The organism is Deltaproteobacteria bacterium, assembly GCA_016208165.1.
Classification (GTDB): domain Bacteria; phylum Desulfobacterota; class Desulfarculia; order JACQYL01; family JACQYL01; genus JACQYL01.
This window is the reverse complement of sequence record JACQYL010000091.1, coordinates 1-11,008: the sequence shown is the minus strand read 5'-3', so window position 1 is coordinate 11,008 and position 11,008 is coordinate 1. Positions and strand designations below refer to the sequence as shown.

General features: G+C 55.6%; 12 protein-coding genes and 1 tRNA gene. 5 read left to right on the top strand and 8 right to left on the bottom strand.

The window, feature by feature from the left end; all coding sequences use genetic code 11:
• The first annotated feature begins 651 nt into the window (after positions 1 to 651).
• Positions 652 to 739: transfer RNA gene (locus HY788_17570), tRNA-Leu, on the top strand.
• Positions 740 to 1,106: 367 nt separating this feature from the next.
• On the opposite strand, the gene HY788_17565 is transcribed toward HY788_17570, so the two are convergent.
• Both HY788_17565 and HY788_17560 read right to left on the bottom strand, forming a co-directional pair.
• The gene (locus HY788_17565; GenBank protein ID MBI4775955.1) at positions 1,107 to 1,817 is read right to left on the bottom strand and encodes a hypothetical protein; all 711 of its coding nucleotides are present in this window, start codon (positions 1,815 to 1,817) and stop codon (positions 1,107 to 1,109) included.
• An 89-nt stretch (positions 1,818 to 1,906) separates the two neighbouring features.
• Positions 1,907 to 2,308 (bottom strand): tyrosine-type recombinase/integrase, encoded by a 402-nt coding sequence (locus HY788_17560; protein ID MBI4775954.1) that lies wholly within the window; start codon positions 2,306 to 2,308, stop codon positions 1,907 to 1,909.
• Between the two features lie 25 nt (positions 2,309 to 2,333).
• Here HY788_17560 and HY788_17555 point away from each other — a divergent pair, with 25 nt between their 5' ends.
• Positions 2,334 to 2,954, top strand: a complete 621-nt coding sequence (locus HY788_17555) for a hypothetical protein (protein MBI4775953.1) — start codon at positions 2,334 to 2,336, stop codon at positions 2,952 to 2,954.
• Between the two features lie 250 nt (positions 2,955 to 3,204).
• Here the strand turns inward: HY788_17555 and HY788_17550 are convergent, their stop codons facing one another.
• The 5 genes from HY788_17550 to HY788_17530 form a co-directional block, all read right to left on the bottom strand.
• On the bottom strand, positions 3,205 to 4,209 hold the full coding sequence (locus HY788_17550; GenBank protein ID MBI4775952.1) for a P1 family peptidase: 1,005 nt from the start codon (positions 4,207 to 4,209) through the stop codon (positions 3,205 to 3,207).
• 71 nt (positions 4,210 to 4,280) lie between these two features.
• Entirely contained in the window at positions 4,281 to 5,303 is a 1,023-nt protein-coding gene (locus HY788_17545; GenBank protein ID MBI4775951.1) for an SGNH/GDSL hydrolase family protein, read from the bottom strand.
• A 144-nt stretch (positions 5,304 to 5,447) separates the two neighbouring features.
• Complete coding sequence (locus HY788_17540) at positions 5,448 to 6,923, bottom strand: CoA-binding protein (protein ID MBI4775950.1); 1,476 nt, start codon at positions 6,921 to 6,923, stop codon at positions 5,448 to 5,450.
• A 5-nt stretch (positions 6,924 to 6,928) separates the two neighbouring features.
• Entirely contained in the window at positions 6,929 to 7,612 is a 684-nt protein-coding gene (locus HY788_17535; protein MBI4775949.1) for an acetate--CoA ligase family protein, read from the bottom strand.
• Positions 7,613 to 7,660: 48 nt separating this feature from the next.
• A complete protein-coding gene (locus HY788_17530; protein MBI4775948.1) occupies positions 7,661 to 8,095 on the bottom strand; it encodes a MarR family transcriptional regulator in 435 nt (144 codons plus the stop codon).
• A 556-nt stretch (positions 8,096 to 8,651) separates the two neighbouring features.
• Between HY788_17530 and HY788_17525 the strand changes: the two genes are divergently transcribed.
• Entirely contained in the window at positions 8,652 to 9,002 is a 351-nt protein-coding gene (locus HY788_17525) for a hypothetical protein (protein ID MBI4775947.1), read from the top strand.
• Between the two features lie 70 nt (positions 9,003 to 9,072).
• Here the strand turns inward: HY788_17525 and HY788_17520 are convergent, their stop codons facing one another.
• The gene (locus HY788_17520) at positions 9,073 to 9,483 is read right to left on the bottom strand and encodes a DMT family transporter (protein MBI4775946.1); all 411 of its coding nucleotides are present in this window, start codon (positions 9,481 to 9,483) and stop codon (positions 9,073 to 9,075) included.
• A gap of 294 nt (positions 9,484 to 9,777) precedes the next feature.
• Between HY788_17520 and HY788_17515 the strand changes: the two genes are divergently transcribed.
• Together HY788_17515 and HY788_17510 are read left to right on the top strand one after the other, a co-directional pair.
• Positions 9,778 to 10,788, top strand: a complete 1,011-nt coding sequence (locus tag HY788_17515) for a phosphotransferase (GenBank protein MBI4775945.1) — start codon at positions 9,778 to 9,780, stop codon at positions 10,786 to 10,788.
• A 48-nt stretch (positions 10,789 to 10,836) separates the two neighbouring features.
• Positions 10,837 to 11,008, top strand: a 172-nt coding sequence (locus HY788_17510) for a bifunctional pyr operon transcriptional regulator/uracil phosphoribosyltransferase (GenBank protein ID MBI4775944.1), incomplete at its 3' end; no start/stop codon positions are given.

The following is an 11,008-nucleotide window of genomic DNA, read 5'->3' as shown; positions in this document are numbered from 1 at the left end:
GCAAACCTCCTGTGTTAAAAGTGTAGTAGCAGCACGGCGAGCCGTAGATTCCGGCCGAATTGGTCGTATCACCCCCTTTGAAGTGTGTCGCGGGAACGCTCCGAAGAACGCCGTAAAAAGCCAAGTTCCGCTGAACCCGTCCGATCCCATAAGCGATCGGCATTATAGTAGAACCATGCACGCCTTACCAACTGTTTTTTCCACGACCCCGATCCGGAGTCTCGAAAATCCCTTTTTGCGCTCCCTCAGCGCCCTGGACCCGTCGCTTTGCAGCAGGATGAAGGATCGGCGCAGGCCGGACAAATCCGGACGACTTGCGGCCGATTCGTTCCGTACCAGGGAAACGGACGCTGGCCGTCCTAAACCGGTCCGGGCCGAACAGGCCCCGATAGCCTGGCTGGATTCATGAGCGAAGGTATGTGGACCTGTACGGCAAGCGCGGGGACAATTGATATTGACACCGGGGGGAGGTCTGATTATGCTCGATGCTGAATAGAAAAGCGCGGGCTGTTCCGGCCTTTGAGGGCAGGCCAAGCGTTTCGGAGCCGGGAGACGGTTTCAAAAACATACCGCGCCGGGAAGTCTGTGCGCCGCTAGCGGAACAAACCCAACCTTCAAGAAATTCTGTTCTCGCCCTTCGAGTACCACTGTGCCTGGGTGGCGGAATTGGTAGACGCAAGGGACTTAAAATCCCTTGGACCTTGTGTCCGTGCGGGTTCGATTCCCGCCCTAGGCACCAATTGTTTCAAGAAGTTACAAGCAATTTGTCGGATGTTCGTAAATAGGAATTGACCCTAAAAAACCCCATTGGGATACTTTTGTGTCATCCCCTAAATTTTGTCTAAGTAAGCAACATGGCAAAAGTCCCCTGTACCCTCTTCGAAAAGTCCCTTGTACCCTATCAATGGAAGACAAGAAAGGCCGGGACCATGCTCGGCGATTCGTTGGTATCACAATGGACGATGGACGGCTACGTTTCCCCAAGTTTGATGAATGCGATGTATTCGCGTATATTATCTTTTAGCCGTACACGAAGGGGCTATCGGGAACGGAGCGTATTGTTGAGCCGTCCAGTGCAATAGAACGGCTGTGTTCTGACCCACCATCTATATGCTTTTGATCATGACAGCAACGATGTCGTCTTCCCTGTATCCTTCCATATCGCTCCACCCTGTGAATAATTTCCAAAGTAAACATACTAACGATTTTAAGTCGGCGTCTTCAGCATTAGCGAACCTCATTTCGTACACAGTCTCTGAAAGAACCTGAACAAATGTAAGAACGTCCGGATCTTCGATGGTTACGTTGTTGCAAACATATCTCACTTCGTCCAATAATAGTTCGAATCTTGCCAACAGCTTATTTAACAACAACTCATTATTGAGTCCATTACAAACAGCATACCATCGTTCCCTAGAATCATTTGCGGGTTCCTTAAAGTATTTTCGAAACTCATTCTGGTCCTTTAAGATTTCAACTAACTCAACTTCGTAGTCCTCATGACAAGCAGATAATAAAATCTCTATAGAGCTTTCTTTAAAATATTCCCACTGCTTAATCATATTTTGTTTGATGAGGTTCTTTGTACGTCTATATGGAAGCCATACAACCAGCAAATAGAAAATCATACTTAGCAAGAACCCGGTTGAAAGATTAAAAAGTATTGCGTTTCCAATAGGAAGCTGTTGGAACCAGGACTCTACCCATGTGTTGTTAAAAATTTCGAGCACCGGATCGCTTGTAGTTTTCAAGGCAAGCAAAATACTGACGATAGTCAAACTCCATAGCAATATTGCTATTTTCTTTTTCCGCAGCAATATTAGTATCTTCCTTTTCCGCTGTCTTGGTTTCATACTTCAATTTGAACCATCTCAAGTGCAATTGTCAAATTAATCTGTCGTCGAGGTTAGTCCTTGATAGGGGTCACTTTTCGGGCGGTGGGGAGCGCCTTTAAATAGGCGGCGTGTTTTTCGGCGGCGTCTTTGAGGTCTTGCTCGTTCACGACGTTGTAGCGGTCAAAGACCGACCGGCTCCGGTGCCCGGAGATTTGCATGGCGACACGTTCGGGTATGCCCGAGCGGACCATGTTTCTCACGGCGGTTCGCCTCAAGTCATGGTAAAGGTGCCCTTCGATCCCGGCCTTTTTATATGCGCTTTTCCAGGCTTTGCGTGAATCCTTGATCCGGTCAAATCCATTCGGACAGGGGAAAACCCAGGGGGAAAGGGTTCCGTCAAGCTTGATCCGCAAGGCCCTTCGCTTTCGTTTGACTTCCGAATGCTTTTGTACTACAAATTCTATAGGATCCATAAAAGAATTTAAGGGAGACTTTGGAGTGAAGAATAGAAAGTATGATTACATCGACAGAATTCCCGACAGGAGAGACCTCGGAGTAAACCTGGGCCTCGCGCTTCGGCGGGATTTGGACTACTACACGCAGACTTGGCGTCAGTTGCGGCCGCCGGATAAGAAAAGGAACCGGTGGCTCTACTTCGAGAAGGGCAACTTCTGGGCTATGCCCGCCGACGCCGGTCTCGAAATGATGGAAGACGGCAAAGCGGCAAACTTTTTTTCAGTTAAGTACTCGCGCTGGCCGGGAAAATCCATAGTCTGCCGGGATAGCAATCGCTTAAGCGCAAAAGACGCGAAAGAACTATTTCGAGAGGCTCTCACGTCCGAAATCATCGACGAGGTGTGGCGAAAATGTCAAGACCTCCGGGTAGTGGCTTGTCGAGAACCGTGGGATCAAGAGTGGCTCAAGGTCATGATAGTGAGTCCTTCCGCAAATGAGCTTACATTCCGCTCTTTGACACGCGAGAAAACCTACCGTTTCAAGCATCGACCAGACAAGATTCCTTTTTCCAATGGATGGATGTTGGATCGCTCCATGATGGACGCTGACGGACGGATTTCCCAGATCATGATGGAACGACTGAAAGAGGCCCTGAGGGGCTAGCGCTGAGGCCTTGGCTGAAGGGGTCTCTATGCGCCCGTTCGTTCAAAACGTTTCGCCCTGTTAGATCACCTCCCAAGGAAAAGTCCGGCACCTACGGCTCTCTCAAGAGGCGGAAGCCCCGGCTTGGCATCTTCCACTGTTGGGCCGAGCCGGGGCCAGGCTTCGTTATGCCTATGGCGTGACTACGCCCAGGCAGGCTCGGCGTTCCCGGAAGACGACCTCATATCCTCAATTCAACGAGATAATGTCGCTACCGACCCGTCAGATCCCGAATGGCGGTCATGCCGGCCAGGCTTTCGGCCTCCAGCATGGCCCTCATTACGGCTCGGGTGAAGCAGTCGGCGGCCGCTCGGCCCAGCTCGTTGACGGCTTGAGCTTGCGCGCCGATGAAAAAACCCTCGGCGCCCGGCAGTTCCTTTCGGCCGGTGGCCAGGCAGAAGATGGTGTCTCCGTCGAACATGGTATGGGCAGGCCGGATGGCGCGGGCCAGACCGTCTTGCGCCATTTCAGCCACTTTTTTGGCCTGGGCTTTGGTGAGGCGTCCGTCCGTAACCACCACACCGATGGTGGTGTTTCGGCCGGGTTCGCTCCCCGGAGGCGCGGGGATCTGGACGGCCTTTTTTCCCACGTCTCCCAATTCACCATCGACCTCGAGCCGCACCTCCCAAAGCCGGCCGGTGGCCGGGTCGATGACCGAGCCCAGCGAGTTGACCGCCGCCAGAGCGCCGACGATGAGGCCCGATCCCAAGCGTTCGCTCGCCGTACCCACGCCGCCCTTGACGCCACCGGCCAGAGCGCCCGTACCCGCGCCCACGCAACCCATGTCCACCGGTCCCGCTTTGGCGGCATCGCACGCCTTGCGTCCCCATTCCGGGCCGATGGGGGGTACGAAGTCCTCGCCTCGTCCTAAATCGAACAGGGCCGCGGCCGGTACGATGGGCGCCACGTGTCCCTTATCCAGCGGAAAACCGTAGGACCGTTCGGCCAGCCAACGCACGACCCCGTCGGCGCTGCTCAGGCCGTACACCGACCCTCCGGTCAATACCACCGCCTGCACTTTTTCCACCAGATTCTGGGGCTCGAGAAGATCCGTCTCCCGAGTGCCGGGGGCCGATCCCCGAACGTCCACTCCGGCCGTCGCGCCCTCCGGGCAGAGGATCACGGTGACGCCGCAGGCGGCGGCCCGGTCGCTGTAGTGCCCTACGAGGATTCCTTCCACATCCGTGACGGCGTTATACGGTCCCAGAATAGCCAACGGGTCACCTCCCTGTTATTGTGTTGACATCGTCCGCGCGCCCGGAAGCCTTCCTTGTCCGACAACTTGCTTCATTCGACCGCGGACGCCGACCCTTCCCAGGGCTCCATCTTCCGGTACAGGAGTTCGGCCACCTCTGCGTGAAGGCGTTCATTGGGATGGCCGTCCATGCTGTTGACCATCATTTCGTGGGGCTTGCGATTCCGCAGATGTGGGGTGAGGTCCAGCACCAGCGCGCCCGAATCGGCCAGAAAACGCGCCACCTTTTCCGTGATGCCTTGGCTTACGGAAGGGTCACCCAGGTGGGGCCAGATCAGGAAGCAGATGTCGGCGTTCGCATCGGCCGCGTAGTTCAGCATACTCGAGAGTTCCTTGGTATGCGCCAGCCAGACCTTTTCCGTTTGGTAGGCCTTGTTGAGATATTTCCAATATTGATCGGTTGCGGACCTCAGGCTTCTATACGCTCTCCAGTACACAAAGTTGAAAAGGTGCGAGTGGTCCACCAGAGGGCGGATGAACGGACCAGGCCGGCGCACCAACTCCGGAAGCGGCGCGCCTTCTCTCACGGCCGCACTGTAAATGTCGTTCAGGCAATACGAGACGATGATTCGATCGGGTTTTTTCGGATAGCGTGTCATTGCCTCGTATTCACGATCCGTCTGCCAGCCGTTCCGGGCCAGCACAACCACTTCCCATCGGGCGCCCAGCTTTCTTGCCAGCACGTCGGAAAAACGGTTGCAAACGTCCTTGATACCGTGGCCGGCCGCAAACGAGTCTCCCACAACGAACAGGATCCGTGTGCCGAGGTCCTCGTTCCATGGGTGTTCCTTGTCCCTGTACCCCATGGAATTGATCGGTTTCCAATAGGTCTCGTTCCACTTTTTTGCCGCCAAGGTAAATCCGAACCCATCGGAAATTTTCACGAATGACGAGAACGCATATTCCAGAGCCAAAAGCGTATATCCCAAGGCGAAGAAGCCTATGCAAAGATTGATCGACATGCGGCGGAACCTGGATCCGTTTTTCCATAAGAAACGACATACGAAGATCAAACCCGTCAAGGCGATGGTTAGTATGATAAAGGAGATCATCATAGTCACTCCATCATAGTGAATATTATAGAGGCGTCAATCCGGGAGCAAGGGAAGAACGTCATCGTCGTTTGACAAAGCGGAGGGTAGGGGGGGCTTGCCACAGGGGCAAAGGTTCCCCCCCGGAAAGGTTTATCTTCGGAGCCGTTACGCTCCCCTTCGGGCATTACTCGACAGGATCTTCTCGCGGAGCTTCTTGTAAGTCAGCAGGGCCTTGATGGCCGGGACGGCTCTTTCGGGGCCGGGGTAGAGCGGAACGCCCCGTTCGATGAGCACGCGGCAGAAGCGTTCCTCCAGGTTTCGAAAGGTGTATCCGACCAGCGGTTTCCGTTGTTTCTCCGCAAGCTCGGCCACCCGGTTGCACGCCTGGTGAATGAACTTGCCGGACTCGTTTTCTATCCGGTCTTCCGGGATTCCCATGAGCGTGAGGGCCCGTTCGATGCTCTGATCCGAAATCAACAGATACATCAGCATGATATCCGCTTTCTCCTCGCTGATGAGCACCTCCGGGATTTCGTTGTAGTAGTGCAGCGGGTTTTTCATGAACGTGAGGTCCACGGGATTGTTGATGCTCCCTGTATGAGGAACATAGGCGGAAAGGCGTTCCAAGGTATCCGCGGATAAGGGGGGCACCCCCAGCCCGGCCCGGCTGCAGGCGTCGGCCGCCGCGGCGCCGGGACCTCCCGAATGGGTCTGAATGACGACGTTGGGACCTTCCGGCACGGGCAACCGGCCGAGTGTCCAGCAGAAATCGAAAAGCTCCGTTACGGAGCGCGCCCGCACGATGCCGCTCTGACGAAACGCGCCGTCGTAGAGCGGATCCGGACCGGCGAGGGAGCCTGTGTGGGAAAAGCCGGCGCGCCTGCCCGCTTCGGAACCGCTGACGTATATGGCCACAATGGGTTTGTGGGGCGCGATGGACCGGGCCGTTTCTATGAAGGCTCTGCCCCTTTTGATGCCTTCGACATACAGAGCGATGACTTTGGTGTTCGGGCACGCGCCCAGGTACTCGAGACAGTCCACAATGTCCACATTGGCTTCGTTGCCTACACTGAAGGCCGCGCTGAACCCCATTCCCAATCCGTCGAGGTAGTCGAACATCTGTGTCACGAAGCTCCCGCTCTGGGAGGCCATCCCCACGAAACCGGGCTTCCCCGCGAAAGGCATGAAGGTGGTGTTCAATTTGTGGTGCGGGTTGGTCACGCCGATGCAGTTGGGACCTAAAAAGCGGATCCGATGCTTCCCGGCGACCTCTTCCAACTCTTTCTGCAATTGGAGGCCGTCGCCGCCGACCTCCCTGAATCCTCCTGAAACCACGATGGCGTGTTTGATGCCTTTTTTCCCGCAGGCGTCCAGTGTTTCGGCCACCAGACGCGTTGGGAGCACCAGGAGCGCGAGATCCGGCGTTTCGGGGACTTCCCGGATACTTGAATAGGCCTTCAGACCCTGGACCACCGGCTCCTTGGGATGTATGGGGTACAGTGCTCCCTCGAATCCAAGGGATTTGATCGAATCGAGCAGCGTCGTTCCCATGGTGGTGGCGCTGTTGGATGCTCCAAAAACAGCAATGCTGCCGGGATTTATGATTTTGAACAATGGGCTTTGTTTGATCGAGTCGAGCATGTTTCTTATCCCTCCAGGACCACGAGTGCGTCCACAGCGACGATTCGTCCTTGCGGATCGATAATGACCGGATTCGCGTCCAGTTCGGTAATCGCTTCCAATTCCATTCCGAGTGTTCCCACGGCAGTCAGGGCCCGGCACAGGGCCTCGATATCCGCCGGCGCCTGCCCGCGGAACGGTCCCAACAGATCCTTGGATCGCAACTCTTCCGTCATGTCCCGCGCCTCCGGCAGATCGAAAGGCGCCACTCGAAACACCGTGTCTTTGAAAACCTCGGTCATTACCCCGCCCAAACCCAGCATCACGCATACGCCGAATTGCGGATCGCGATTCATTCCGATGACCAGTTCGCGCGGGCCGAGGATCTTTTCCTGTATGAGTACTCCGTCCAGAGGCGCTTCCGCCTTGCGGACGAAACGCTGAAAAGTGCGCCGTACCTGATCTTCACTGTCCACGTTCAGTTCGATCCATCCCTGGTCGCTTTTGTGCATCAATCTGGGCGAACAGCCCTTCATGACGACCGGATAACCCAGTTTCCTCGCAAAAGCCGCAGCCTCTTCCTCGGTTGCAGCCAGCGCCTCCCTGGTAATGGGGATTCCGAAAGCATCGAGGAGTCTCTTGGAATCGTACTCGGAGAGTGCTGTTTGCCCTCGGTTCAGAGCGGCTTGAATGATTTCCTTCGGTTCCATCCAAATCTCCCTATGGTTCTGTGTGATGTTGATCCGGGTCGCTTGAGATCACAGATCCGTGTTACAGATCACTTTGAGCCCGCGCACGAGGGTTTCCAGATCGGCGATCCCCAGCGCAGATTCAACGGTTTTTTCCAATTTGTTGACCTCCTCCAGGATTTCCGGAAGGAGGGTTCGAGCCCGGACCGTGAGCCGGATGGCGTTCAACCGGCCGTCCGTGGGGTGCGGCTCTCTCGTGACGAGTCCCATGGCTTCCAGTCGTTCGATCATGGTGACGGCGGCGGCTTTTCCCACCCCGTATCGTTCCGCAAATACTCCCAGGCTGATGGCTTCTTCCCGCCGGATGATGCCGAGGGCCATGGCCTGCTGATACGTCAGACCCAGAGGCGCCAGGACCCGGTTGTAGTACGCGGTGAGTTTTCGGGACGCCCGGGTGGTCAGCGTGCCTATGAAATACTTTGGGGGAGGGGAGTTTGTTTGCATGCGAACGTTCGCTACCAAACATCATCGGAAAAAGCAAGGACAATCGTCAGGGATGGGGACGAAAGCAACGCATTTTTCACGGCGCTGCTCCGGTTCCCGCTACTGTGTAGTCCCCGGATTCCCGAAAGGCATACCGCGCCATGGGCATCCCGGTGACGGGAAGCGGGCTCAATTGCTTGCCGTTGAGGCTACGGAGAAGGTATTATAACCTGAAAGGCGCTAAAGTTCGTTTTGTGCGGGTGGAGGAGATGCCGTTTCGGGTGAAATTCAGCTCTCGCTCGTGTTTGCTAACCCCTACCCACCGGACGGCAGAGGATCCTCGTATCCCAATCCAGGACACCAAACGACCGAAAGGAGGGTTTGTAGGATGAAAATCCGTCATCTGTGAGGGCCTGAGATTCGAGTCGCCGTTGGCGGCCCATCGATCACCGAGCCACACCGTTTCTCGTTTCGATCCGAACCCTGACGGTATGTGTCTCGGGGGAAGACCTCGATCGGGCAGCCCGTGCATCCTTCTTGCCCGAGCCGCCCCCTGCTGTTACTATGGGCCATGCACGTGAATAGGATAATCGCTCAACGCCTGGCCCAAACCCGTTTCGGCCGTTGGGCCCTGAATCGGGAAGCCGATCTGAGCATATTCAGATCCAAACCGTCGCCACGCTTTTATGCGGGGCTAGTTCTTGTGGCCCTGAGTTATCTCCTGGGACTTCCCGCAGTTGGCGTCTGTGTCTATCTTGCCCGTCAGTGGGAAAAGCCCCTGGTTCTCCTGCTGGGAGGCGGCGCGATCTGGGTGCTGATTCACCTGATGTTCACGGCGGGGGCCTATCTGTCCGGTGGCAATTACGTCCTGGCCTTGGTGCGTTGGACCGCGAACCGGTTTCTCAGGAAGCTTCTCTCCCTTTCCTGAATTCCCAGGGTTCGTTTTTCGGCGTGGCGTTTTCTTCGGAGGCCATACCCGAACTAGGCCGACAGCTTCATTACCACGCCATCAAAAAAATCCCTAGAAGGGCGAAGCCCATCCCCAGGCCTTCTTTCAACGTTACGGGTTCTTTCAGCACCATGGCCGCGAGCGCTACGCTTATCACCGGATAGATCGCGGTCATCACCGATATGACGGACACCTTTCCCCTGGAAACGGCAACCAGATAGCAGAAGGCTCCGATCATCCCCAGGATGCCCGTGCCGATTCCGAGACCCATGCCTCTCAGATCCGGATCCGGCCGGAAACGCAGAAAGACCAGGGTCGATAGACCGACCACCATCACACCGATGGTTTCATATATAAGGGCGCTCGCGGGGCTGACGTATCGTGTGGTGATTTTTGGGATGAATCCCCATAAACCCCAGCAGAACATAGCGATGAACGTGGGCAGCAGCCAGGTCTTCATGATCTCTCCGTCTCAAAACGATTCCGCCGTTCTTCCGACCATTTAGTCTCCGAATAGTAGCAATTCTTTCATCATTCCTCCAAGCCCTTAAGGCATAGAACTTCGCAAGGGGCGGAAATTAACGCCGGGAGTTGCTTGAAAATCAGGGCGCGGTAGCATAACCTTTTCTTTTGGGGTACGTCTAAAGAAAGGTTGGGAACATTTTTTGGGCACGGAGGGGTTCCCCAAGTATGCCGTGACCGGACACCCGTTGGTGTCGTCCCGGCTCGGTGACCACTCAGAGCGAGCAAACGCATGGTCGATTCCGAACTCCAAGATTTCGTTCGACGACAGCTGAAATCGGACTTCAGCATTTCGCCTCTCAAAGGCGACGGCTCCGAACGCAGTTTTTTCCGCGTTTCCTTTTCCGGCGGAACGGTCATCGCGTTGGACCACAGGGTCCATCCGGCGGAGGCGGAATCCTATTTTCGCATAGGGACCCATCTCTTGAACTGTGGTATTCCGGTTCCCCATATTATCACCTATGAGCGGGGACGTTTTTTTCTCCTGGAGGATCTCGGCGACTGGGATTTGTATCGGGAGTGTCGGCACAAGGAGCAGGGAAGGGCGATGGAACGCTATTGCCGGGCGGTCGATCTTCTGGTGCGGTTGCAATTGGAAGCCACTCCTACGTTTGATGTGGCATGGTGCTTCGACACCTCCTGTTATACGGGGGATTTCGCCTACGAGCGCGAGGGCTTGTACTTCCTCGACCGTTTTGTGAAGAAAGGATTGGGCTTGGAAGTTGAGAAAGGGAAAATCGCTGAGGAGCTGCGCGTGCTGGCGCAAGAGATCGACCGGATCCCGTTCCGTGGGTTCATGCATCGTGACTTTCAGTCGCGCAATCTGATGATGAAGCAGGACCGTCTGATCGCCATCGATTTTCAGGGTGCTCGGATCGGGCCTCCCCAATACGACCTCGTCTCTTTACTCTACGATCCGTACGTTATGCTCGACCGGGATATGAGAGGACAGCTTATCGAACGATATGTGCAAGCAACGGAAGGAACGTGGCAACCCGTGTCGGAGTTCCTGGAGCACCTCGGCATCGTGGCGTTGCACCGCCTGATGCAGGCGTTGGGCGCGTTCGCCGTTCTCGGCGTCGAGAAGGGAAAACCCGGTTTCAGGGAGCACATCCCCGGCGCCGTGGCCCATCTGGTCGAGGTCTGGGAGCAGCTTGGAAGGACAGGATATCCGGCGTTCAACGATTTGATCGATTATTGTGCGAACGAGGCAAAAGCTCGGTTTCCATCACAAAAAATTTGACACACCGTTCGGATTCGGTAAAATAGAAGCTTTTCGGTAAGGAAATTCATGGAAGAGATCATCCTCACAGAGCAGGAAATCCGGGACTTGATACACGAGCTGGCCGTGGAGATTCATCGGTCCGAGAATCTGGACAACTTCGTGCTGGTGGGTATCCGGACGGGAGGCGCGTTTTTGGCTCAACGCCTGAAAGCGAAGCTGATGGAAATCGCATCGGTGG